The sequence below is a fragment of the Streptomyces sp. NBC_00457 genome (assembly GCF_036014015.1).
Taxonomy (GTDB): domain Bacteria; phylum Actinomycetota; class Actinomycetes; order Streptomycetales; family Streptomycetaceae; genus Streptomyces.
In genome coordinates, this window is the sequence record NZ_CP107905.1 from 6,174,557 (window position 1) to 6,197,210 (window position 22,654).

General features: G+C 70.2%; 22 protein-coding genes and 1 pseudogene. 10 read left to right on the forward strand and 13 right to left on the reverse strand.

Annotated elements, in window-relative coordinates; all coding sequences use genetic code 11:
* Positions 1–13: 13 nt before the first annotated feature.
* From cyaB to OG828_RS28240, 4 genes are all read right to left on the reverse strand, one after another.
* Positions 14–595, reverse strand: coding sequence for a class IV adenylate cyclase (cyaB, locus tag OG828_RS28225; RefSeq protein WP_328502683.1), 582 nt, complete (start codon positions 593–595; stop codon positions 14–16).
* Positions 592–1,974, reverse strand: coding sequence for a hypothetical protein (locus OG828_RS28230; RefSeq protein ID WP_328502684.1), 1,383 nt, complete (start codon positions 1,972–1,974; stop codon positions 592–594). Before OG828_RS28230 ends, cyaB begins: the two co-directional genes overlap by 4 nt.
* A 192-nt stretch (positions 1,975–2,166) precedes the next feature.
* Positions 2,167–2,355 (reverse strand): hypothetical protein, encoded by a 189-nt coding sequence (locus OG828_RS28235; protein WP_328362756.1) that lies wholly within the window; start codon positions 2,353–2,355, stop codon positions 2,167–2,169.
* Entirely contained in the window at positions 2,352–2,882 is a 531-nt protein-coding gene (locus OG828_RS28240; RefSeq protein WP_328502685.1) for a hypothetical protein, read from the reverse strand. The genes OG828_RS28235 and OG828_RS28240 overlap by 4 nt, the downstream gene beginning before the upstream one ends.
* 204 nt (positions 2,883–3,086) lie before the next feature.
* On the opposite strand from OG828_RS28240, the gene OG828_RS28245 reads away from it, so the two are divergent.
* The 4 genes from OG828_RS28245 (at position 3,087) to OG828_RS28260 (ending at position 7,088) form a co-directional block, all read left to right on the forward strand.
* Entirely contained in the window at positions 3,087–4,322 is a 1,236-nt protein-coding gene (locus tag OG828_RS28245) for a transcriptional regulator (RefSeq protein WP_328502686.1), read from the forward strand.
* Positions 4,306–4,863: a GNAT family N-acetyltransferase gene (locus OG828_RS28250; protein ID WP_328362768.1), complete on the forward strand. Its 558-nt coding sequence runs from the start codon at positions 4,306–4,308 to the stop codon at positions 4,861–4,863. The genes OG828_RS28245 and OG828_RS28250 overlap by 17 nt, the downstream gene beginning before the upstream one ends.
* A gap of 384 nt (positions 4,864–5,247) precedes the next feature.
* On the forward strand, positions 5,248–6,099 hold the full coding sequence (locus tag OG828_RS28255; protein WP_210581585.1) for an MBL fold metallo-hydrolase: 852 nt from the start codon (positions 5,248–5,250) through the stop codon (positions 6,097–6,099).
* 119 nt (positions 6,100–6,218) lie between these two features.
* On the forward strand, positions 6,219–7,088 hold the full coding sequence (locus OG828_RS28260) for an NAD(P)H-binding protein (RefSeq protein WP_328502687.1): 870 nt from the start codon (positions 6,219–6,221) through the stop codon (positions 7,086–7,088).
* Between the two features lie 45 nt (positions 7,089–7,133).
* On the opposite strand, the pseudogene OG828_RS28265 reads toward OG828_RS28260, so the two are convergent.
* Together OG828_RS28265 and OG828_RS28270 are read right to left on the reverse strand one after the other, a co-directional pair.
* Positions 7,134–7,562: pseudogene (locus OG828_RS28265) on the reverse strand (metal-dependent transcriptional regulator); the annotation flags it as partial.
* A 7-nt stretch (positions 7,563–7,569) separates the two neighbouring features.
* Positions 7,570–8,109, reverse strand: a complete 540-nt coding sequence (locus OG828_RS28270; protein WP_328502688.1) for a YbhB/YbcL family Raf kinase inhibitor-like protein — start codon at positions 8,107–8,109, stop codon at positions 7,570–7,572.
* Positions 8,110–8,189: 80 nt separating this feature from the next.
* Between OG828_RS28270 and OG828_RS28275 the strand changes: the two genes are divergently transcribed.
* The gene (locus tag OG828_RS28275; RefSeq protein ID WP_328502689.1) at positions 8,190–8,870 is read left to right on the forward strand and encodes a GntR family transcriptional regulator; all 681 of its coding nucleotides are present in this window, start codon (positions 8,190–8,192) and stop codon (positions 8,868–8,870) included.
* Between the two features lie 720 nt (positions 8,871–9,590).
* Positions 9,591–10,280 (forward strand): hypothetical protein, encoded by a 690-nt coding sequence (locus OG828_RS28280; RefSeq protein ID WP_328502690.1) that lies wholly within the window; start codon positions 9,591–9,593, stop codon positions 10,278–10,280.
* Between the two features lie 31 nt (positions 10,281–10,311).
* Here the strand turns inward: OG828_RS28280 and OG828_RS28285 are convergent, their stop codons facing one another.
* Together OG828_RS28285 and OG828_RS28290 are read right to left on the reverse strand one after the other, a co-directional pair.
* Positions 10,312–10,473, reverse strand: a complete 162-nt coding sequence (locus OG828_RS28285; protein WP_328362785.1) for a hypothetical protein — start codon at positions 10,471–10,473, stop codon at positions 10,312–10,314.
* Positions 10,474–10,534: 61 nt separating this feature from the next.
* On the reverse strand, positions 10,535–11,986 hold the full coding sequence (locus OG828_RS28290) for a CapA family protein (RefSeq protein WP_328502691.1): 1,452 nt from the start codon (positions 11,984–11,986) through the stop codon (positions 10,535–10,537).
* A gap of 200 nt (positions 11,987–12,186) precedes the next feature.
* On the opposite strand from OG828_RS28290, the gene OG828_RS28295 reads away from it, so the two are divergent.
* From OG828_RS28295 to OG828_RS28305, 3 genes are all read left to right on the forward strand, one after another.
* Positions 12,187–13,032: an LLM class F420-dependent oxidoreductase gene (locus tag OG828_RS28295; protein WP_328502692.1), complete on the forward strand. Its 846-nt coding sequence runs from the start codon at positions 12,187–12,189 to the stop codon at positions 13,030–13,032.
* A gap of 123 nt (positions 13,033–13,155) precedes the next feature.
* Positions 13,156–15,741 carry a bifunctional FO biosynthesis protein CofGH gene (locus OG828_RS28300; protein WP_328502693.1) on the forward strand — a complete coding sequence of 862 codons (2,586 nt, stop codon included), beginning with the start codon at positions 13,156–13,158 and terminating at the stop codon, positions 15,739–15,741.
* A 78-nt stretch (positions 15,742–15,819) separates the two neighbouring features.
* Positions 15,820–16,362: a hypothetical protein gene (locus OG828_RS28305; protein WP_328502694.1), complete on the forward strand. Its 543-nt coding sequence runs from the start codon at positions 15,820–15,822 to the stop codon at positions 16,360–16,362.
* Between the two features lie 19 nt (positions 16,363–16,381).
* Here OG828_RS28305 and OG828_RS28310 read toward each other — a convergent pair whose 3' ends face one another.
* From OG828_RS28310 to OG828_RS28320, 3 genes are all read right to left on the reverse strand, one after another.
* Positions 16,382–16,885: a DUF1579 family protein gene (locus tag OG828_RS28310; protein ID WP_328502695.1), complete on the reverse strand. Its 504-nt coding sequence runs from the start codon at positions 16,883–16,885 to the stop codon at positions 16,382–16,384.
* Positions 16,882–17,382, reverse strand: coding sequence for a DUF2165 domain-containing protein (locus tag OG828_RS28315; protein WP_328502696.1), 501 nt, complete (start codon positions 17,380–17,382; stop codon positions 16,882–16,884). Before OG828_RS28315 ends, OG828_RS28310 begins: the two co-directional genes overlap by 4 nt.
* A 104-nt stretch (positions 17,383–17,486) precedes the next feature.
* Entirely contained in the window at positions 17,487–18,584 is a 1,098-nt protein-coding gene (locus tag OG828_RS28320) for a hypothetical protein (RefSeq protein ID WP_328502697.1), read from the reverse strand.
* 121 nt (positions 18,585–18,705) lie between these two features.
* Here OG828_RS28320 and OG828_RS28325 point away from each other — a divergent pair, with 121 nt between their 5' ends.
* Complete coding sequence (locus OG828_RS28325; protein ID WP_328440135.1) at positions 18,706–19,821, forward strand: ADP-ribosylglycohydrolase family protein; 1,116 nt, start codon at positions 18,706–18,708, stop codon at positions 19,819–19,821.
* A gap of 126 nt (positions 19,822–19,947) precedes the next feature.
* Here OG828_RS28325 and OG828_RS28330 read toward each other — a convergent pair whose 3' ends face one another.
* Entirely contained in the window at positions 19,948–21,522 is a 1,575-nt protein-coding gene (locus OG828_RS28330; protein ID WP_328362811.1) for a sodium:solute symporter family protein, read from the reverse strand.
* A 147-nt stretch (positions 21,523–21,669) separates the two neighbouring features.
* Positions 21,670–22,455: an SDR family oxidoreductase gene (locus OG828_RS28335; protein ID WP_328440137.1), complete on the reverse strand. Its 786-nt coding sequence runs from the start codon at positions 22,453–22,455 to the stop codon at positions 21,670–21,672.
* Positions 22,456–22,654 lie beyond the last annotated feature (199 nt).

Sequence of the window (22,654 nt, forward strand, 5' to 3'; positions counted from 1 at the left end):
CCGGCTACGGGAGTTACACAGGTGTGTGGCTGAGGGCGAGGTCGCGGTACGGCAGATCGACGACTGGGAGGTCGGCCACCCCCAGGCGCATCTCGGTGTCCGCGATGGTTCTCGCCGCCGCCGCAGCGTCCCCACTGATGACCTCGGTCTCCACGAAGGCACCGACTCCGGCCAGCATGTCGATGCTCACCGAGACTCCCGGATGCGCCGGGTGCCGGTACGTCGTCCGGTGCTTCTCCACACGGACCAGACGCCGCATCCCGATGTTCTCCAGGAGCTGGTCGGCCTGTTCCGCGTGGTCGGGCACGAGGTGCACGTTCGTTTCCGGCTTGGAGATCACGCTGTCCGTGCTGTGGGTGGCCGCGGTGGACGGCGGCTTGTAAGTGATCTCTGAGAAGCCGTCGCGCCGTCGCACCCGCAGGCATTCGACAGTCTTCATGAAGTCGACATCCGGTCGGCTGTAGTACGTGTCCACCTCTGTCACGGACGCGTCGGGCGTCCAGCCCAGATCGGTCAGCAACCGCGCCAGTGTCTCTCCGTCGTCGGCCAGTTCCCGCTTTCGTTCGACTTCGATCTGTCCGTCCACTGTGGTCATCCTCCCGAGTTGATGGCTGCGTACACGCGGGCCAGGCTGCTCTTGCTGCACCACTGCTGAAGGCAGTGCATCCCGTCTCCCAACGAGCCGGTGTCCGTCACCGGAATGTTGGAGAAGAGCACCAACTGCTTCGCATCCTTCAGCGGGTTGGACAGCGCGCGTCGCAGGTACCGGTTGTAGTAGGCGCGGTCCCGGCGCGTCACGTCGGCCAGGCGCACAGGCATGAGCACGGTGCGCTGGTCGTGCGCTGCCTCGCTGGAATGCACGGCAACCGCTGCCAGCAGGGCGTCCAGCGTCATGTACGCGTACGTCTCCCGACCCTCCCGGGTGACCCAGGTCTGCCACACGTCCGCGCATTCGCCGTCGCCTTGCTCGGCACGCGCCAGGAACGCGTGCAGGGCGATGTCGGTGCACTCGTCGAGGATGTCCCCGTCCACTGTGTGGTGGTCCATGTACTGCTCGCTCAGCGCCAGCAGCATTGTCCGCTGTGAGGCAGGCAGCCACTCGCTGTCGGTCAGCGCGTAGTGGACTCGCTTGTGGCCGTGGCGGGCGTCGATCCAGTCCCCCGCCAGTGGGCCTTCCAGGTACGGGGTGAACCCGAGGACGCCCGACCGCCAGATGTGGTCCCGCAAGGTGAGGTAGTGCCGCTGTACCTCGCGGAAGATACCGACCGGGGCAGCGGCGACCACACTGGTCCGCTCCGCCAAGTTCTCCGGTGCCACGATTCTTGAGTCCTGCCGTAACACGAGCAGGTCCGCCGCGCTGTGGTACGGGTGCGTGCCTTCCTGGAGGTACTGCGGCAAGAACATCCGCATGAACTGAATCCACGATCGCGAGGTGTACGTCTGAAGTGTGGGCTCATGCAGTGACGCGGTCTTCACTGCGTATACATCACGGTAGGCGAACATGCCGCCGGGCTTCAGCACCGTGGGCAGCGTACGGATCATCGACTGCAGCCCGGCGTAGCCGCCGCCGTACGAGTACACCTCGTGCAGTAGCGCGGACGCGCTGATGACGTCGGCCGGCTCGGTGAGCAGGGCCCCGATGTCCTGGGCGAAGCCGGTGAGCAGGCGGCAGCTGCCAATGCGGTTGAAGGCGTCCATGGCCTGCTCCAGCGACGCCGACGTCACGCCCGGGACTTCCACCAGGGTGAGGGAGACACCGTCGATCCGGGGCTGTGCCGTGGCCAGCTGGGAGGCCAGATAGCAGACGGCGGAGCCTCCTCCGGGCCCGACCTCCACCAGGTGGGGGCCGGCGTGGGGCACTCGCTTGAGTGCCTGGAGAGCGAGATGCGCCTTCTCCTCGCCGTGTGCATTGGCCGCCACATCGATATAGGTGGCGGCAGACTTCAGGGTTGTGGTGAACGTGGATCCGGGCACGTGCACGCTCCTGGGAGTCGTGGGGGCCTCCCGGCGGACCCTGGCGGAGATCCGACGGGAGGGACTTCTCTGGGTGCGACCCTGACCCTGCGGTCGCCGTGGGGGTGCGTCAGGCGGGCAGCCGTGCCGGCACCAGGGCAAGTACGGGGGAGGTAACAGCCGCCACGTACGCGACGAGAGCGAGGATCTTGATCACGGCTCGCCTTCGGTCCGTCTGTGGCAGGTGCAGCCGCAACGGCGCGCCAGTAATACCCCGCCGGCATGCGGTAGCGGCACGTCCTTGGTCTGGCGGCACTGCCGATGCAGGTCGCTGTACTCGGGTTTCTGCGCGAGCGTGCACTCGGCGGACAGGGGCGGCGCCTCGGCCGCGGGCGCGGTCATGATTCGTCCTCATCGGCCAGGACGCGGGCCAAGAGCACGGCTTCCAGCACAGTGGCGGCCTTGCACAAGTGGCCTGGCCGGGTCACCGGCACCAACCAGTACGAGGCAAGCGTCTCCGCGTCCAGCTCGGCGCGGTCTGTGCGCGGCACGCCCAGGTAAGTGCCGTTGCTCAGGCACTCCGTGCCTCTCTGGCTCCATGCCTGGTGCGTGCCGACGGGTACGAGGGCGTAGTAGCGGCGGAATCCAGGGTCGTGGATGACCGGACCGCGCAGGTTCCGGGCGAGCCAGGCGCCCACGGTGGACGGCTCATCGCTCTGCGCGGCGCCGTGGGCGATGTCCTCGGGAAGGCGGATCGCCTCGAACCGTCGGCCGAGCGGGATCAGCGCGAGCCTCGCGGCGCTGCTCCACTCGGTGCGTGCCGTGTTCGGCGATGGGTGGGCTGAGGCCAACCACTCATTGACCGGCCCCGAGTCGAGTTGGCGGGGCGGAGATGTGCTGGTCTCCCCAGGAGTCGTAGTGTTCGGCATGTCGACCTGCTTCCTCAGGTTGGCCACGCCCCGGGACCGGTCGCACGGTCGCCGGGGTTTCGTCTGCACCTGAGGAAACCGGAAGTGCGCTGCCGCCCGTCAGGACAGATCGACAGCAGTTCCCAACAGCCGACCGGACAGTTTCGTCCACCGGATGGAGGCGGTACCACTACCTTCGAAGGGCGCACGTACCAGGGGGACTTGATGGCGAAGCAGCGGAACACCCAGCTCGAAGTGCTGCTCACGGAGTTCGGCTACACCCACCAGCGGCTCGCCGACGAGGTCAACCGGGTCGCCGATGACGAGTTCGGCGCAGCAGCGAACTGCACTGACCGGCATGTACGGCGCTGGATTTCCGGAGAAGTCCAATGGCCCTGGAGCCGTTACCTTCGGCCTCTCCAGCACATCTTCGGCCGCAGCCCACAGGACATGGGGTTCGTACCGCGCAAAGCCTTACCGCTTCCTGCCCGGCCGCAGTCGGCACCCGTCAAGGACCAGCACCCGGTGCAGCGTCGGACCTTCATCGCCGGGGCCCTCGCCGCCACCCTCGGCACAGACCAGACCCCCCGGCGAGGCCGCCTCGGCATGACCGACGTCGATCGCGTCCAGGGCACCATCACCCGCCTCGACGCCCACTTCAACGGGCTCGGCGGCGGCGCACTGGTCGACGTCGCCACCGACTACCTGACCCGACTTCAGCACGCTCTGGACCACTGCACCTACGGCGAACGTGTCGAGCGTGCCCTGACCAGAGCCGTGGCCGACGTCGCGGCCTGCGCGGGATGGTCTGCGCATGACTGCGGCGACTACGCCCGCGCTGCCCAACTGCGCAACCAGGCGCTACAAGCGGCACTGCTGGCCCGCGATCCCATCGCGGTGACCCGGGCATGGTCCGACCTCGCCGCGCAGGCAGAGCACGCCGGGCGGCCCGCAGAAGCCGCCCGCATCAACCGGGCCGCGCTCTCAGAACGGCATGTACGCGCCCAGCCGCTGATCGCCTCACTCCTGCACGCCCGGCTGGCCGACTGCCTTGCCCAGACGGGTGATCCCAAGGGCATGGGCCGCCAGCTCGCCGCCGCCGAAGGCACCTACGACCGGGCCGACATCGTGGGCGCTGCCTCGTGGCTCGCTTTCCTCACCCCGGCCGAACTCTCCGGGCTGGCCGCCCTCGCCCACCAGAGTGCTGGCCTCTATGCCCGGGCGGAAGAACAAGCCGCGCGCACCCTCGATCTCCTGGACGTCAGGTTCGCCCGCAACCGCGCCTACTACACGGTGCTGCTCGCTGAACTCCAGCTCGCCCAAGGAGACCTCGATCGGGCAGCCGCCACGGTGGCCGACGTGCAGGTCGCCGGGGTAGCCAGCAGCCGTATCGCGGCCCGTATAGAGCGGGTCACCGCAGCAGCCCACGCCCCGGAGGGACACCGTGACGACGCACGCTGATCTCGACCTCACGCACTACAGGCACGCGGATGCGGGCGTGATCCGCGGGCTCCTCTTGGACGTGCACGACGAGGTGTACGAGGGCAGTGACGATCCGCTCGCCGGGCGGGAAGAGTTCGCGAAGTTCGTCGACCACTGGTCGGCTCGCGAGGGCTTCGCGTGCGTGGTCGGCTACGACCAGGGCGAACCGGTCGGCTACGCGTACGGGGCGCCGCTGAGCACAGCCACGACCTGGTGGGCGAAGGTAACCCCACCTCTGCCGGGGGAGTTCACGGCGGAGACCGGTACGCGGACCTTCGCCCTGTCTGAGTTGATGGTGCGTGCCAGGTGGCGTGGCACCGGAGCCGCCAAGACGATCCATGACGAGCTGCTGCGTTGGCGCGGCGAGGAACGGGTCACGCTCCTGGTGCACAAGGCGCACGGCAAGGTGCGGGCACTGTACGAGGGATGGGGCTACCGGACGGTGGGCGAGACGGTGCCCTTCGAGGGGGCGCCGAAGTTGTGCGCGATGGTGCTGGGCCGGCATCAGGGAGGGGCCTGATGAGCGGTGCCGCGTGCGCCCGTCTCCCGCCCGTTCTGTGCTGACGAGCTCGCTGGTCGCGAACCTCCACTACCGCCGCGCCTGTGCCACCGCCTTGACACCCCCTCCGCCCGCCCCGGCACCCTGATGAAGTGACCGAACCCGCCAGGCGGACCCTTCTCCTGGCCGCCGCCGCTGCCGGGCTGGGGCTCGTCGGATGCACCTCAGGGGAGGGCCGCCCCACCCGGCGACCATGACCTCACACCCATCTGCGCGAGTTATCACCAGCTCCAGCGAAGCACCAAGGGAGCCGACCGTCACGAGTTCTGCGTTTGACGACAGCCCGGCACGGGGCTGCACTGGATTCATGGCCGCTGCGGCGACTCCGTCCTAAGGAGAGCAGCGATGACAACCTTGCAGAGCTTCAACCTGCTGCAGCCGTACAAGATCGCTGAGGAGACGTTCGTCATCCCGTGGGCCCTTGAGGCCCCGCCGGTCGGCCACTTCCCGATGAACTCGATGGTGATCCGGGGAACCGAACCGGTCCTCGTGGACACCGGGGCACCCGCAGTGCGGTCCCAGTGGCTGGAGGCAGCCTGGTCCGTCGTGGATCCCCTGGACGTACGGTGGATCTTCCTCACCCACGACGACCGCGACCACGCCGGCAACCTTCTGGCGGTCCTCGCGGAATGCCCGAACGCGACCCTGCTGACGACATGGTTCTCCATCGGCCGTATGGCCGAGGAGTGGGAGACGCCCGTCAACCGGTGCCGCTTCATGACCGACGGCGACACGATCGACGTGGGCGATCGCACCCTGGTCGCCAAGCGACCGCCCCTGTACGACAACCCCACGACCCGCGCCCTCTTCGACCCGAAGGCCAACGTCCTGTGGGCCGTGGACACCTTCGCCACGAACGTGCCGACGCCTATGCCCGAGACGGCGGCGCTGTCGCCGGACGAATTCCGCGACGGCCAGTTCTTCGGCGGAAGGCTGGTCTCCCCCTGGGTCGCCCTGCTGGACGCCCAGAAGTTCGGGACGGTCGTCACCGACTTCCAACACCTGAACGCCGAGGTCATCGCCGGCTGCCACTGCCCGGTCCTCCGCGGAGCCCAGATCCCCGAGGCCTACGACCTCCTCCGCCAGCTCCCCGGAATCCCGCCGTGGGCAGAGTTCACCCAGGCCGACCTGGACCAGTGGATGGCGGTTGCCGAGAGCTCGGTTCCGCCGGAGCAGCCGCGGCCGTCGGGGACGTGAGCGGCGCTGCCGCGTGGCGTTGGGATCTGCTGCACTCCGGCGCCTAGGACACGCCCGCCATCTCTGGCAGGGAAGCCTTGCGGACAGAAGCTGACCGCAAGGCTTCCTACGGTCGTTCCATGACGCAGAACAGCACGCAGACGCAGAAGATCCTTGTCACCGGCGCCACGGGAACCGTCGGCCGCCAGGTCGTCGCCGAACTGCTCGCCCGCGGCCACGCGGTCCGCGCTCTCACCCGGGACGCGGCGACGGCCGACCTCCCGGCCGACGTCGAGGTCGTCCAGGGCGACCTGACCGAACCCGACAGCCTGATCCCGGCCCTGGAGGGCGTCACCGGCCTTCATCTGATCACCTTCGGCGGGCCCTACTTCGCTCCGCTGGAGACCGGCCCGCGGATCCTGGAGCTGGCCCGCGCGGCCGGCGTACGCCGGGTCACCGTGCTGCACGGCGGCGGGCCGTCCCTGCTGGAGGATGCCGTGCGTGCCGACGACGGTGTGGACTGGACCGTGCTCATGCCGGTCGAGTTCATGGCCAACGCCCTGGAGTGGGCGGACGGGATCATGGCCTCGGGTGTGGTGCGCGAGCCGTTCGTCTCTCGGCTGAGCGCCATGGTGCACGAGGGCGACATCGGCGCGGTCGCCGCGGTCGCGCTCACCGAGGAGGGGCATGGAGGCAAGGAGTACGTGATCACCGGTCCCGAGCTGCTGACCGTCGGCGACAAGGTGGCGACGATCGCAGCCGCCTGTGGCCGGGAGATCGCCCTGGCCGAGCTGACCGAGGGGGAGGCAGTCGCCCAGTGGCGGGCGGCGGGCCACCCGGAGGATGTCATCGGCTTCCTGCTCGAGGCGTACGGGAACACCCCGGAGGTGGGCCGAACGGTCGTCGACACCGTCGAGAAGGTCACCGGCCGCCCGGCCCGCACCTTCGGCCAGTGGGCCACGGAGCACGCGGACGCCTTCACGGCCCAGTCCTCTGCGGCAACGGCATAGCCCGCGGGTAGTGCGTGGGCAGGACGCGGAGGCTCACCTCGGACAGCCGGCCTCCGCGACCAGCTCGTCCAAGCCGGGGATGACGTTGCCGCACGGGCACCGGTCCGGATGGCCGAGCAGTTCGTAGAGGTGCCGCTCGGCGGACTCGGAGATCACGTGCTCCCAGCGGCACGCCTCGATGTGCACCTCTTCCCATGGCATCCGGATCACGCTGACGAGCAGGCACTCGGCCAGCCTGTGCTTGCGCACCACCCGGGTGGCCAGCGCCCTGCCCGCCTCGGTGAGCACCAGTCGCCGGTCGCGGGCCACATGCAGCAGGCCGTCCCGCTGCATCCTGGCGACCGTCTGGCTGACCGTCGGGCCCGACTGGGCAAGCCGTTCCACTATCCGCGCCCGCAGCGGGACGATGCCCTGTTCCTCGAGTTCGAGCACCGTACGGAGGTACATCTCCGTGGTGTCGATGAGTCGGGACACGCCGTCGTCAGGCGGGCGTCTCGGCGGTGGCGGTCAGGACCGCGCGGCCGAGGATGTGGCTCGCCATGGTGAAGCCGAGGAGGGCCGGGGTGGCGTCGGCCGCGACGCCGATGGACTCGACGGCGAGGGCGTGTATGACGACGTAGTAGCGGTGCGGGCCGTGTCCGGCCGGCGGGGCGGCGCCGATGAAGCGGGCCAGGCGGGCGTCGTTGGGCAGCTGGAAGGCACCCTCGGGCAGGCCCGAGCCGGTGTCGTCGCCGGCGCCCTCGGGCAGCTCCGTGACGGTGGCGGGGATGTCGGCGACCGCCCAGTGCCAGAACCCGGACCCGGTCGGGGCGTCGGGGTCGTAGACGGTGACGGCGTAGCTCTTGGTGCCCTCCGGGGCGCCGCTCCAGGAAAGCTGCGGGGAGACGTCCTTTCCGCCGGGGACGCCGAAGATGCCGGAGAACTGCTCGGGTGACCAGGCCGTGCCGTCGGTGACGGTGGTGCTGGTGACGGTGAACGAAGCCGCCTCGGGGAGGCGGGCGAACGGGTCGTTGGCGCTCATCGCGTCGTTCCTCTCTGTCTGATGCAGATCGACCATAACATGGATAATCGATTATTGAACGGATCGTCTATGCTCGAGGTATGACGCAGACGGCCGACAGCACCCCGACCTCCTCGGGGAAGCAGATGCTTTCCGAGCAGGTCTACGCGCACCTGCGCGACGCGATCATGCGCGGTGACTTCGCCCCCCGTGACGCCCTCAAACCGCAGGACCTCGCCAAGCAGCAGGGCGTCAGCCTGGCCGTCGTACGCGAAGCGCTCGTGCGGCTGGTCGGCGAGGGTCTCGCCGACCGGTTGCCCAATCGCGGGTTCGCCGTCCCGGCCTCCTCCGACCTCCGCTGGCACGAGATCGCGGAGGCCCGCCGGACCGTCGAACCGGTCGTGCTGCGCATGTCCATCGAGCGCGGCGACCTCGACTGGGAGGCCCGCGTACGAGCCGCCCACCACCGCCTGGCCCGCACCCCGCCGTATCTGCCGGAGGAGGGCGAGTACTACACCGGCGCCTGGGCCGAGGCCCACCGGGCCTTCCATCGCACCCTGCTGGAGGGCTGCGGCAACCCCGTCCTGCTGGAGACCTGCGACCGGCTGTGGACCGTGAGCGAGCTGGCCCGCCGCTGGTCGTCGCACCGCAACCCCGACCGGGACGGCCTCCGCGAGCACCGCCGCCTGGAGGAGGCGGCGCTGGCGCGGGACGCCGACGGGGCGGCCGAGATGCTGGTCCAGCACCTCACGCTGACTGCGGCGGGCCTGAACGGATCCTGATCCCGTCGGCCGTCCGCGGCGCCGTCGTGGCTGGTCGCGCCCACGCGGCGGAGCCGCACATTGATACAGCCCCCCGCCCCCTCTGCGCCCACCAGAGTGCCGGCCTCTATGCCCGGGCGGAAGAACAAGCCGCGCGCACCCTCGATCTCCTGGACGTCAGGTTCGCCACGGTGGCCGACGTACAGGTTGCTACCGGACGGTGGGCGAGACGGTGCCCTTCGAGGGGGGGCCGAAGTTGTGCGCGATGGCGCTGGGCCGGCATCAGGGAGGGGCCTGATGAGCGGTGCCGCGTGCGCCCGTCTCCCGCCCGTTCTGCGCCGACGAGCTCGCTGGTCGCGAACCTCCACTACCGCCGCGCCTGTGCCACCGCCTTGACACCCCCTCCGCCCGCCCCGGCACCCTGAAGAAGTGACCGAACCCGCCAGGCGGACCCTTCTCCTGGCCGCCGCCGCTGCCGGGCTGGGGCTAGTCGGATGTACCTCTGAGGAGCGGGCCGGCGAGAAGCCCAGTCCCTCGGGCACGCCTCCCCGGACGCCCACCTCGGTGCTCCCGACGCCGACCGAAACACCGCTCCCCGCCGCCTCCCCCTGGCCCCTCGCCCGCACGGAAGTCGAACCGCAGGCCAAGCGGAACGCCGTACGGCTTCTCGAAGCCCTCGGTACCTGGCCCCGTGGGCAGGGCGGAACCGGGCCCGCGAGGCGGAGGGCGGAGGCGCAGGGCGTGTCGTCCGCTTCCGCGCCTGGAGTCGTCGATCAGGCTCAACCCCTCCTCGACGCCGGTTCCGAGGCCACCGCCCGTGTCATCGCCGCGCAGTACGGCGGGCTGCTCGCCACGCGGGCCAGTGTTCTCGTGGCGATGCGTCAGTGGGGGCGTGCGGAGGACGGTGCGGTCCGGGCCGGGGGTGCCACCGTCGACGTACGGCTGGGGCGGTCGCCCGGTGGGTGGCGGGTCGGCGCCCTGTATCCGTCCCGTCCCGCGCCGCCCCTCGCCCGGCCCGGCGCGCTGATCGAGCGGGTCGTCGGCCATGACCGCATCCACCTCCCGCCCGCCGCCGACGCCGACGTACGGGCAGGCCGGCTGCGGCCCAGGGCGCTGCGTGCGCTGCTCGCGCTCGCGGAGACGTACGAGATCGATGTGAGCGTCGTGCACACCGGGCACCCGCGGAACGTTTTCGGGACGAACCGGCTCAGCGATCACACGCGGATGCGGGCGTTCGACGTGTGGGCGGTCGACGGGAGGTCGGTGATCGACCCGGAGACTCCCGACTCGCTCATCGACGGGTTCATGCGGGACGCGGCGCGGGCGGGGGCGTACAACATCGGCGGGCCGCGGCTGCTCGGGGGCGGGGCGTTCTTCTCCGATCGCGTGCATCGGGATCATCTGCACATCGCCTTCGACAGCGACACGTAGGCCGTTGCTCCCGGACCGGCGATCGCGTCGATCACTCTGCCTTGCGTGCGCGCCTGCGCCGCCGCAGCGGCGCCGTCACCCACATCGTCAATCCGAACAGGGAAAGGAACAACGCCCCTCCGATGACGGTAGGGACGGCCGCGATGATGGCGAAGGTCAGCAGAAGCTCCGCCCACGTCGGTTCCTCTTCCATCGTGCTCCCACCCTGCGCCATGGACGTCACGACGCCAGCAGGGATCGATCAGTTCCCCGCCTCACTCGACGCCCTCCGAGAACGGCTCTCCGCTCGTCCGCCACACATCCGCCAGGATCTCCCGCGCCTCCCCGCTCCCCGCCCCCAGGAAGTGCGGCACATGCCCGTCCCCGATCCGCACCGGCAGCAGCCTCGCCGCCATCGCCCGGGCTCCCCAGAACACCAGCTCCAGCACCACGCCCTGCCGGACCTGGCGGGAGAAGTCCATGTCGAAGACGAAGTTGCCGAGCGAGTGCGCGACGAGCTGGTCCCGGTACAGCTCAATGCCCTGCACCCAGTGCGGATGCGAGCCGATGACCGCGTCCGCGCCCGCGTCGACGAGCCGCCGGGCGACGGTGTGCTGCTCCTCGACGGGGCGGTGCGTGTATTGCTGCCCCCAGTGCGGGCATACGACCACGACATCCACCTGCCTGCGCAGGTCACGCACCGAGGCCTCCAACGCCGCCAGGTTGGGCATGTCCAGCGGGCCCGTCCGCGGTGGCATCCGGACCTGCACCGCACCCGGCGTCGCCCGCCCCGCCGCCGGTGTCTCGCCGATCGCGTTGAAGGCGAGGATCCCGAAGCGCAGGCCCTGCGCCCGTACGATCGCCGGTTCCCGGGCGGCGGCGAGGTTCTCGCCCGCCCCGGTCGCCGCGAAACCCCCCTCACGCACCGCCCGCACCGTCCGCCGCAGCGCCTCCGTGCCGAAGTCGCCGAGGTGGTTGTTGGCCAGCAGCAGCACGTCGAAGCCCGCCCCGCGCAGAGCCCCGAGCACCGCTGGGTCCGCCGCGAAGGAGTCCCCGCCCTGGGTCGGCTCCCCGGCGCGGGACAGGGTGCACTCCAGGTTCCCGACGGTCAGATCTGCCGCCCTCAGCCGACGCCGCGTCCGCGCGAACGGCATTCCGGGATCCCCGGCCCGCGCGATGCCCTCACCGACCCGCCTGCCGAGCATGATGTCGCCGGTCCAGAGCGTCGTGACGACCATGTCCGGCCCCTTCTCGGAGGCCACGGTCACCGGATAGCGGCCCGGCTCCGTCACCGGGTCCCGGCCGTCGACCGGCAGCGCGGCCACGCTCGGGTCCAGCGCGTCGGCCCGTACGACCGCGATGGCGTCCGGGTCGTGTCGTACGGCCGTCACCGCCTCCCGGTCGGACCCCGGCGCCCCGCGGACGACCCGGGCGCGCCCGCCCTGCCCACCGAGCTGCTCCCAGGCCACGCTCCCGCCGTCCCGCAGGTCCGCCACCAGCCCTCTGCCGGCGGCGAGTCCGAGGGCTCGGGTGGGATGGACGGCCAGGACCAGGGGGAGCCGGGCCGCCGCCTTGCTACGGCTGGTGCTGGGACGGGGACTGCGACTGGGACCAGGGCTCGGTGCAGGAGGGGAGGAAGTACACCCGGCAGCCAGCACCGCCCCCGCGGCCGTCAGCGCCAGGGCCTCCCGCCGGGACCGGCCCCGGACCAGGGCTCGGGAGGACATACGGCGATTCTTCGGTACGCGCGGCTGCCCGTGAAGGGGGTGGCGCCCGGCCCGGATGCCCGCCCCGGTGCAGAACTCTGGCTATCGGGCGCTAACTGCCGTACAAGGAAAGGGAATCCACGGATATCCACCTGTGGGAGCCGTGTGGATGCCGACTGGTCGGTATGGACATTCGAGGTCCGTCGCGGTAGAGATGGGCCATGCGCCTCTCCGTCACGATCTTCCTCACCGACGAGACGATCACCCCGACCCGGCTCGCTCGCGAGCTGGAGCAGCGGGGCTACGCCGGGCTGTATCTGCCCGAGCACACGCACATCCCCGTCGAGCGGGTCACGCCGTACCCGGCGGGCGGGGAACTGCCGCCCGAGTACGGCCGTACGCTCGACCCCTTCGTCGCGCTCGGCCAGGCCGCCGCCGTGACGGACCGCCTGGGCCTCGGCACCGGCATCACGCTCGTGGCCCAGCACGACCCGATCGACCTGGCCAAGCAGATCGCGACGCTCGACCATCTGTCGGGCGGCCGGTTCACGCTCGGGCTCGGTTTCGGCTGGAACGTGGAAGAGGCCGCCGACCACACGGTGGAGTGGCGGACGCGTCGCGAGCTCGTCCGGGACCGGATGGCTCTGATGCGGGCGCTCTGGGCGGAGGAACCGACCGCGTACGAGGGGGAGTTCGGGGGTGTGCGGGCGAGTCACGCCTACCCCAAGCCCGTACAGAAGCCGCGTGGGCCGGTCGTCGGTCCGCGCACGCTTGTCGGGGGCGCCGCGGGGCCGAAGCTCTTCACGCACATCTGCGAGTACGCCGACGGGTGGATGCCGATCGGGGGGCGGGGCCTGTCGGAGTCGATGCCGCGATTGCGGGCCGCGTGGGCGGACGCGGGGCGTGATCCGGCGGGGCTTCAGGTTGTGCCGTACGCGGTTTATCCGAGCCCGGGGAAGCTGGCGCACTATGCCGACCTGGGTATCGAGGAGGTTGTGGTGCAGTTGCCTCCGGCGGGGGAGGCGGAAGTTCTGCGGGTGCTGGACGAGTATGCGGCGTACATCTGAGTGGGCTGTGTCGTCTCGTCTGCCGTGTCCGGCGCGGTGGGTGGCTGCGGGTTCGTCGTGGTTGCTCGCGCAGTTCCCCGCGCCCCTTCGGGGCGCTGATCAGCCCGATCGTATGCTCAAGAGATGACGACCCTCGCGAGCTCCGGAACCGGTCCCACCGAGAACTCCATGCGTCGCGCCCTCAAACGCGCCCGGGACGGCGTCGCGCTCGACGTCAATGAGGCGGCGGTGCTGCTTCAGGCCCGTGGTGAGGCCCTCGACGATCTCACCGCGTCCGCCGCCCGGGTGCGGGACGCGGGCCTCGAGGCGGGTGGCCGCCCCGGGGTCATCACCTACTCGAAGAGCGTCTTCATCCCGCTCACCCGGTTGTGCCGGGACAAATGCCACTACTGCACGTTCGTGACCGTCCCCGGCAAGCTGCGCCGGGCCGGGCACGGGATGTTCATGTCCCCGGACGAGGTGCTCGACATCGCCCGCCGTGGTGCCGCCCTCGGCTGCAAGGAAGCGCTCATCACCCTGGGCGACAAGCCCGAGGAGCGGTGGCCGGAGGCGCGGGAATGGCTCGACGCGCACGGCTACGACGACACGATCGCGTACGTCCGCGCCATATCGATCCGCATCCTGGAGGAGACGGGGCTGCTGCCCCACCTCAACCCCGGGGTCATGTCATGGACCGACTTCCAGCGGCTCAAGCCGGTCGCCCCTTCCATGGGCATGATGTTGGAGACCACGGCCACCAGGCTCTGGTCCGAGCCGGGCGGGCCGCACTACGGCTCCCCGGACAAGGAACCCGCCGTACGGCTGCGGGTGCTGGAGGACGCGGGGCGCTCGTCCGTCCCCTTCACGTCCGGGCTCCTCATCGGCATCGGCGAGACATACGAGGAGCGCGCCGAGTCGCTGTTCGCGCTGCGCCGTGTCTCGCGGTCGTACCACGGCATCCAGGAACTGATCATCCAGAACTTCCGCGCCAAGCCGGACACCGCGATGCGGGGTATGCCGGACGCGGAGCTGGACGAGTTGGTCGCGACGGTGGCGGTGGCCCGGCACATCATGGGCCCGGCGGCGTGTCTGCAGGCCCCGCCGAACCTGGTCGACTCCGAGTACGAGCGGCTGATCGGCGCCGGGATCGACGACTGGGGCGGGGTGTCGCCCCTGACCATCGACCACGTCAACCCGGAACGCCCCTGGCCGCAGATCGAGGAACTCACCGAGCGCTCGCGTGCCGCCGGCTTCGAACTGCGTGAACGCCTCTGCGTCTACCCGGAGTTCGTGCGGCGCGGCGAGCCCTGGCTGGACCCGCGGCTGCGCCCGCACGTCCGCGCGCTGGCCGACCCGGAGACGGGGCTGGCGCTCGAGGACGCCGTGGTCGAGGGGCACCCCTGGCAGGAGCCCGAGGAGGTGTTCGTCCCCTCCGGCCGTACGGATCTGCACACGACCATCGACACCGAGGGCCGTACGTCCGACCGCCGCGACGACTTCGACGAGGTGTACGGCGACTGGGGCGCCCTGCGCGAGGCGGCGGCGCCGGGCATGGTGCCGTCCCGGATCGACACGGACGTACGCGCCGCTCTGGCGACGGCGGCGGACGACCCGACGAAGCTGACCGACGACGAGGCGCTGGCGCTGCTGCACGCGGACGGGCCGGCGCTGGACGCGTTGTGCTCGGTGGCCGACGACGTGCGCAAGTCGGTGGTCGGCGACGACGTCACGTACATCGTCACGCGGAACATCAACTTCACCAACGTCTGTTACACGGGCTGCCGTTTCTGCGCCTTCGCGCAGCGCCGCTCGGACGCGGACGCGTACACGCTGTCGCTGGAGCAGGTCGCCGACCGGGCGCAGCAGGCGTGGGACGTGGGGGCGGTGGAGGTGTGCATGCAGGGCGGCATCCACCCGGACCTGCCCGGCACGGCGTACTTCGACATCGCGAAGGCGGTGAAGGAGCGGGTGCCGGGGATGCACGTACACGCCTTCTCGCCGATGGAGGTGGTCAACGGCGCGACCCGGACCGGGCTTTCGATCCGCGAGTGGCTGACGGCGGCGAAGGAAGCGGGCCTCGACTCCGTGCCCGGCACGGCGGCGGAGATCCTCGACGACGAGGTCCGCTGGGTCCTGACGAAGGGCAAGCTGCCGACGGCGACCTGGATCGAGGTGATCTCGACGGCGCACGAGGTCGGTATCCGGTCGTCGTCGACGATGATGTACGGCCACGTGGATCAGCCGCGCCACTGGCTGGGTCACCTGCGCACCCTGGCCGGGATCCAGCAACGGACGGGCGGCTTCACGGAGTTCGTGACCTTGCCCTTCATCCACACCAACGCGCCGGTGTACTTGGCGGGCATCGCGCGCCCGGGCCCGACGATGCGGGACAACCGCGCGGTCACGGCGATGGCCCGGCTCCTCCTGCACCCGTGGATTCCCAACATCCAGACCAGCTGGGTGAAGCTGGGCTCGGAGGGCGCGGCGGAAATGCTCCGCTCCGGCGCGAACGACCTCGGCGGCACGCTCATGGAGGAGACGATCTCGCGGATGGCGGGGTCGTCGTACGGCTCGTACAAGTCGGTACGTGACCTGGTGGCCGTGGCGGAGGCGGCGGGCCGGCCGGCGAAGCCGCGTACGACGCTCTACGGGGAGGTGCCTCAGGAGCGGCAGCGGGCGGCTCAGGCGTCGGACGGGCATCTGCCGGAGCTGTTGCCGGTGCTGGACTGACCGGTGCTGGACCGAGGGGACAGAGGGCTCGCAGTACGATGATCCGACCCTGTCGGTGAGCTGAGGAGATGCGTGCCCGTGCCTGCTCCCAAGGTCTGGGTGGCCGCACTGACGGTGGGCGCGATCGCCGCCGTCACCGTCCTGGCCGTGCAGGCCGACAAGGGCCCGCGTCCCACGGCGACGGCGGCGCGGCCCAGCGCGTCGGCGAGCGCGTCGCCGAAGCCCTCGGCCTCCGCACCGGCCGCGATACCGGACGGTTCCGGCACAGGCCGGCGCATCGTCTACTCCCTCGGGCTGCGGCGGGTGTGGCTGGTCGACGAGAGCGATGCCGCCCGCCGCACGTTCGCCGTATGGCCGGGGACGGTCGCCCCCGACCCCGGCAGCTACTCCGTCGTCTCCCGCCGCGACGCGACGACCGGCTCGGACGGGGTGGCGATCGAGAACATCGTCTACTTCGCCACCAAGTCCGGCCTCAACATCGCCTTCTCCAACGCCGTCGACGGCTCCTCACCCCCGCCGGCCTCGGGCACCCAGACCGGCGGCATCCGGATGCGCAAGGCCGACGGGTCGGCGGTGTGGACGTTCGGCTCGACGGGGACGACGGTGGTGGTCGTCAACTAGCCCCTACGGTCACGTGACTTCACGTGACTTTGGTCAGCGTGACCCGCATGGAGGGCCGGTAGGTGGTCCCGCCGTCGGTCCGCTCGTGCAGGACCGTCTGGACGCGATGGCCGTCGCTGAACTCCACGGTGGAGCGGGTCGTGTCGCCCTGGTAGGTCCAGGTGTCGCCGTCCGCGACGAGGCGGCTGACGGTCACATTGCCCTGGCTGTCGAAGAAGTGCGACCGGTAGGCGCCGCTCGTCTCGTCGTAGCCGATGATCTCCGTGCCACCGACGTCGAACTCCCCGATCCGCCCGTAGGCGGAGTGGACGAGGAAGACCCCGCCGGGACCCCATTCGTACACGTCGGAGGTCGTGATCGTCGCTCCCGGGCTGCCGTCCTCATCGATCATGTGACCTTGGTTGATCCACCGGCCCACCCAGGCGTCGAGCGCCCGGTGCCGGGGCCCGGTCGGCGGGGCGTCGGTGGTCTGCTCGGTGCCGCGGTTGACGGCCACCACGCGTGGTGTCGTCCCGTCCGTCATGACTCGCTCCGTCCGCCGGTCAACTGCACGACGAGCAGCACGATTCCGCTGAACACGAAGGCGCGCGTCGCCGCGTCGAGGCCGTTCCAGTCGGCCGACTGCCACATGGAGAACCACTCGCCGCCGATCGCGATGAACCCGGCGCCGAACAGCAGCAGAACCATCAGCAGGCCGTAGGTGGCGAAGCGGCGGGCGCGGGTGTCGTCGCGGCGGAACCAGAGCCACGTGCCGTATATCAGGACGAGTGCGGCGACCGTCTCCCAGACGATGATCGCCACGTACGCCGTGTTCTGAAGTCCCTTGCTGGTGACGGCTCTCCACATCAGGTCGTCGTCCTTGAACGTCGTATCCATCGCCAGGACGTGCTGCACGAACTGCTGGTTGGTCCCGAAGTCCGTGATGTTCCCGAAGGCGACGAGCGCGATGTAGAGCGCGACGCTCGCGGTGAGGAGGGTGGCGGTGAGGCGGAGTGCGTTTCGTGGGGGTGTCGTAGGCATGATGGTCATCTTGCCCGGCGGGCGGGTTCGTCCGCTCGCCCTTGGTGGACCCCGTACACCCACCCTGCCGGGACGGCGAGTGTACGGGGCGGGGAACCCCGGGATCAGCCGGTCATCGAGGCCGACTCACGGAGAGCCTGCGTGAGCTCATTGAGGTCATTGAGGTCATCGAGCGTGCCGCCCTGGTCCGTCGCGGTGCTCCCTGGGTTGCCGCCCGGATCGCCGGCCGTGTCTTCGGGTCGTGGTGCGACCACGCACTCGGAGCGACTCGACTCGGCGGACCCGTTGAAGGCCGTGACACAGAACTCGTAGTTCCAGGTGCCGGGGAACAGGAACCCGACACCGTGGCTGGTGCCGTCGGCCGTGAAGATGTCCGGTTCGTAGGTGCCGCCGCTGTCGAGGATCCGCAGCCTGCCGGGGAGATTGCCGCTGCCCCATTCCGGTACGAAGCTCTTGCCCTTTTCGTAGACCCATCCGGCGACCCGAATCACGCCCGTCCCGGCCGCGATGGCCGCGTCCTTCCCCCAGCTCCAAAACCCCTTCAGATGCCTCGGCAGGTCATTCTTCAGCCATTCGCCGGCCCGCCTGAGAAGTTCGGGCAGTTTGGTCTTCGCCCACGCGCCGATACCCGCCTCCCAGAGGGCCGCTCCTGCCGCGGCAGCCACCGCATAGAGCAGGGTGCTGGCCCACGCCTCACCGTCCGTCACTTGATGGTCGAAGCCTTGGACGGTGAAGCGGCCGGCCACGGTCCCGACGAACGCGCCGATCGACGCACAGACCACGGCCGCCGCAGGGAGGAAGCCGAGACACAGGGCTCGCGTGAAAATCTGCATCGCCACGCCCACTGTCACCGCGATGATGTTCTGCCACCAAGAGGCCTCGGTGTGCACCTCCGACTCGGGGATGACGAAGTCGATCCCGGTGGGCGTTGCGGAGATGGTGGCGTCGAAGGAGACCCAGTTGGTGAACCCGTCACCCGGGGTCTTCACGTCGTAGTTCTGAAAGTCCTCCCTGATCGTGTCGCTCAAGCGGGCGTTGCGCGCGTCTATCTGGCCGACCAGCAGTCCCAGTACGTCTTGGTCGGTGACGGCTTCTGCACCGCCGCCTCGGCGGACACTCCTGTGCCGCAGATCAACGCCGTGGCTACCACCACGGCCACGGTCGCCGTCCACGAGGGACGTCTTCGGTGCCGCGACAGCCAACGGTGATCCATTTTCAACTCCGCTGTGGCACAGGTGACTGATCGTGGGCCTGAACGGACCGTCCCCGTTCGATTACAGTGCTGAGCTGTCGTACGTGCGGGCGATACCAACGGAGGTCTTGGTGGGTGCGGCAGCCGGGGCCGTCTGGGGACGTGCCGAGCAGCAGGACTTCCGTAGCCGGGTGCGTGGGACGCTGCTCGGGGCGGCGCTGGGGGATGCGCTGGGCGCGCCCGTCGACGGGCTCGGGAGTGAGGAGATCCGGGAGGCGTACGGCGCCGAGGGGCTCGTAGATCTCGCCGTCGGGTACGGGCGGCGGGGAGCCGTCACGCATCTCACCCAGCTCAGCCTCTTCTCCGTCGACGGGCTGATACGCGCCCAGGTGCGCCGCGACACCGGCGCCTGGCATCCGCCGACGGATCTGCACCGGGCGTATCTGCGCTGGGCGGCGACCCAGCGGGACTGGGGGCCCGACGAGCGGCGCAAGGAGGATGGGTGGCTGGCCCGGGAGGAGTGGCTGTACGCCCGACGGGATCCGGCGCGCTCCCTGGTCGTCGGGTTCGGGGACGAGGCCATGGGGACGCTCGACGCTCCCAAGAATCCCGGTGAGACCGGGCCCGAGGCCGCCGCCCGTTCCGCGCCGTTCGGGCTGCTCGTGGGGTGGGAGCCGCAGCTGGTCGTGCAGCTCGCCGTGGAGTGCGCCGCGCAGACGCACGGTCATCCGGCCGCCTATCTGTCCGCGGGCGCGTACGCCGTGATCGTGCACTCCCTGGCCCGCGGCGAGACCCTCGACGGCGCCGTGCAGCGGGCCCTCGCGCTGCTCGCCGCCCGGCCCGGGCACCAGCCCGTCTCCGACTCGCTCCAGCACGCCCTGGGCGCCGTACGGCAGGGCATGCCCACACCCTCGCGGGTGGAGGAGCTGGCGGGGGACGGGACGGCGGACGGGCTGCTGGCCGCGTCCGTGTACTGCGCGCTGGTGGGCGAGGACGTACGGCACGGTCTCTGCCTCGCCGTGAACCAGGCCGGCCCCTCGGCCGCGGCCGGCACGCTGACCGGCGGGCTGCTGGGCGCCCTCCACGGCGAAACGGCCCTCCCCCCGGCCTGGCTGGCCGAGCTGGAGGGCCGTCCCACGATCCTGGAACTCGCCGACGACTTCGCGATGGAGATGACGCAGGGACCCGCGCTGCACGGCCCGGCGGGCTCGGCCCCGGGGTGGATCGCCCGCTATCCGAGGGCCTGAGCGGCAGCGCCCCGAAGGGGCGCGGGGCTGTGTCGATATGCGGCTCCGCCGCGCGGGCGCGACCAGCCACGACGCGCCCGCAGACGAACGACGGACCGATGCGGCCCTTCCCGCGGAGCGCCGGACTCAGTCCTTCACCGTCGTACGCACCACGTCGTCCCCCGCCCCCGCCGGAGCCGGTACCGCGGCGGCCGCCGCCCCGTCCCCGTCCGTGTTGATCTTCTCGATGATGGCGAGCCGTTCCGGGGTGTCCTCCGGCTTCACGAAGCCGATGAGGATGTACAGGACCAGCGACACCGCCAGCGGGATCGACACCTGGTACTGGAGCGGGACGCCGCCCTCGACGTTCCAGTTGATCGGGTAGTTGACCAGCCAGAAGGCGAACAGGCCCATGGCCCAGCTGGTGAGCGCGGCGGTCGGTCCCGAGCGGCGGAACGGGCGCAGCAGGCCCAGCATCATCGGGATCGCCATCGGGCCCATCAGACCGGCCACCCACTTGATCACGACCGTGATGATGTCCTTGAAGGCCGGGGAGTTGACCTGGGTGGCCGCCGCCATGGACAGGCCCAGGAAGACGACCGTGGCCACGCGGGCCACCCGCAGACCCTGACCCTCGCTCCAGGTCCGTGCCCGGCGCCAGATCACCGGCGCGCAGTCACGGGTGAAGACGGCCGCGATCGCGTTGGCGTCGGAGGAGCACATGGCCATGGTGTGCGAGAAGAAGCCGACGATGACCAGGCCCAACAGGCCGTGCGGGAGGAGCTGTTCGGTCATCAGGCCGTACGAGTCGGAACCGTCCGGCTTCTGCGACTCGACCAGCAGCGGCGACATCCACATGGGGAAGAACAGGACGAGCGGCCACACCAGCCAGAGGATCGCCGACAGCCGTGCCGAGCGCTCGGCCTCGTGCGCGTTGCGCGTGGCCATGTAGCGCTGGGCCTGGTTGAGCATGCCGCCGTTGTACTCGAAGAGCTTGATGAAGAGGAACGCGAGCAGGAAGACGGTGCCGTACGGTCCGACCAGCGGTTTGTCGTGGCCCTGGAGCGCCGGCTCGTCCCAGGCGCCGAAGAACCCGATGCCCTTGTTGTCGAGTTCGACGATCACCGCGACGAACATCGCGACACCGGCGAGGAGTTGGATGACGAACTGACCGAGCTCGGTCAGCGCGTCCGCCCACAGGCCGCCGATGGTGCAGTAGACCGCGGTGATGGAACCGGTGATGAGGATGCCCTGGTTCAGCGACACACCTGTGAACACCGACAGCAGCGTGGCGATCGCGGCCCACTTCGCGCCCACGTCCACGATCTTCAGCAGCATCCCGGACCAGGCCAGCGCCTGCTGGGTCTTGAGGTCGTAGCGGTTCTTCAGGTACTCGAGCGGGGAGGCTACGCGCAGCCGGGAGCGCAGCCGGTTGATGCGCGGCGCGAACAGCTTCGACCCGATGGCGATACCGAGGGCGATCGGGAAGGACCAGGTCACGAAGGAGGTGACGCCGTAGGTGTAGGCGATGCCCGCGTACCCGGTGAACATCACCGCGCTGTAGCCCGACATGTGGTGCGAGATGCCGGAGAGCCACCAGGGCATCTTGCCGCCGGCCGTGAAGAAGTCGCTGACGTTGTCCACGCGCTTGTGCGACCAGACGCCGATGGCGACCATCACACCGAAATAGCCGATGAGCACGGCCCAGTCGAGACTGTTCATGTGCCCCCTTCCAGGGTCCGCCATGTGAACGGCCCGCTCATCGTGAGTGTCTTTACACGAGCACGACAAGCAAGCGTCAGGTCAAGGGACAGTAAAAATGTTCCCCTTGATGACCTGCGTTCACAGACATGAACCCCAGAAAACGGCTCAGCGCATCAGCTCCCCCGCGTTGACCAGCAACGACTGCCCCGTGATGGCCCGCGCCCGGTCCGACGACAGGAAAACCGCCGCGTCGGCCACGTCCCCGTCCGTGGCCAGCTCCGGCAGCGCCATCCGGTCCGTCAGCCGCTTCAGTACGTCCCCCTCCGGCACCGCCTCCGTCTGCGCGGCGAACTGCACGAACGCCCGCACCGGCGGCCCCCACATCCACCCCGGCAGCACGGTGTTCACCCGGATCCGATACGGCCCGAGCTCCCGCGCCAGCGAGTACATCGCGCTCGTCAGCGCACCCTTGGACGCCGCGTACGCCGCCTGCCGCACCTCCGAGGGCGCTGCCACCGCCGACTGCGTCCCGATGAACACCACCGAGCCCCCGCGTTCCTTCAGCGGGGGCAGGCAGGCCCGGGTCATCCGCAGCGACCCCAGCAGATTCACGTCGATCACCGACTGCCACGTCACGAAGTCGGCATCCTCCAGACCGCCGAAGTAGCCGTCCCACGCGGCCACATGGACGACCGCGTCGATCCCCCCGAACCGCTCCCGCGCCAGCCCGGCCAGGGCCTCGCACTGCGTCTCGTCGGTGATGTCCGTCGCCCGGTATGCCGTGTGCGCCCCGTCCGGATCGATCTCGGCGGCGCTCTTGGCCAGATTCGCCTCCGTCCGCGCCCCCAGCACGGCATTGCCCCCGTCCCGTACGACGGCCGCCGCGACCTGATGCCCGAGCCCGGCCCCGACTCCCGACACGACGACCGTCTTGCCCGCGAGCAGTGACATCCCGTTCCCTCCCGCCTCTAGGGCCTGTCCTGAGTTCCCCGCCTGCGCCCCGACGCCCGGCACGCACTCCCCCACTGCCTTAAGGGCGTGGGGGGACCCCCAGCCGCACGGCGCCGCAGGACAGGTGGCTCCGCCACATGACCTGCGACACCGCACGCCGATCGCACGCACCGAACGCCGCTGCGCCCGCGCTCCGCGC

Bases quoted from the DNA above. Each gene is read 5' to 3' on its own strand.
- OG828_RS28300 (WP_328502693.1), top strand. From the start codon at position 13,156: ATGACGACCCTCGCGAGCTCCGGAACCGGTCCCACCGAGAACTCCATG.
- OG828_RS28270 (WP_328502688.1), bottom strand. From the start codon at position 8,109: ATGAGCGCCAACGACCCGTTCGCCCGCCTCCCCGAGGCGGCTTCGTTC.
- OG828_RS28275 (WP_328502689.1), top strand. From the start codon at position 8,190: ATGACGCAGACGGCCGACAGCACCCCGACCTCCTCGGGGAAGCAGATG.
- OG828_RS28295 (WP_328502692.1), top strand. From the start codon at position 12,187: ATGCGCCTCTCCGTCACGATCTTCCTCACCGACGAGACGATCACCCCG.
- OG828_RS28335 (WP_328440137.1), bottom strand. From the start codon at position 22,455: ATGTCACTGCTCGCGGGCAAGACGGTCGTCGTGTCGGGAGTCGGGGCC.
- OG828_RS28260 (WP_328502687.1), top strand. From the start codon at position 6,219: ATGACGCAGAACAGCACGCAGACGCAGAAGATCCTTGTCACCGGCGCC.
- OG828_RS28235 (WP_328362756.1), bottom strand. From the start codon at position 2,355: ATGACCGCGCCCGCGGCCGAGGCGCCGCCCCTGTCCGCCGAGTGCACG.
- OG828_RS28290 (WP_328502691.1), bottom strand. From the start codon at position 11,986: ATGTCCTCCCGAGCCCTGGTCCGGGGCCGGTCCCGGCGGGAGGCCCTG.
- OG828_RS28245 (WP_328502686.1), top strand. From the start codon at position 3,087: ATGGCGAAGCAGCGGAACACCCAGCTCGAAGTGCTGCTCACGGAGTTC.
- OG828_RS28255 (WP_210581585.1), top strand. From the start codon at position 5,248: ATGACAACCTTGCAGAGCTTCAACCTGCTGCAGCCGTACAAGATCGCT.
- OG828_RS28285 (WP_328362785.1), bottom strand. From the start codon at position 10,473: ATGGAAGAGGAACCGACGTGGGCGGAGCTTCTGCTGACCTTCGCCATC.
- OG828_RS28315 (WP_328502696.1), bottom strand. From the start codon at position 17,382: ATGCCTACGACACCCCCACGAAACGCACTCCGCCTCACCGCCACCCTC.
- OG828_RS28310 (WP_328502695.1), bottom strand. From the start codon at position 16,885: ATGACGGACGGGACGACACCACGCGTGGTGGCCGTCAACCGCGGCACC.
- cyaB (WP_328502683.1), bottom strand. From the start codon at position 595: ATGACCACAGTGGACGGACAGATCGAAGTCGAACGAAAGCGGGAACTG.
- OG828_RS28240 (WP_328502685.1), bottom strand. From the start codon at position 2,882: ATGCCGAACACTACGACTCCTGGGGAGACCAGCACATCTCCGCCCCGC.
- OG828_RS28330 (WP_328362811.1), bottom strand. From the start codon at position 21,522: ATGAACAGTCTCGACTGGGCCGTGCTCATCGGCTATTTCGGTGTGATG.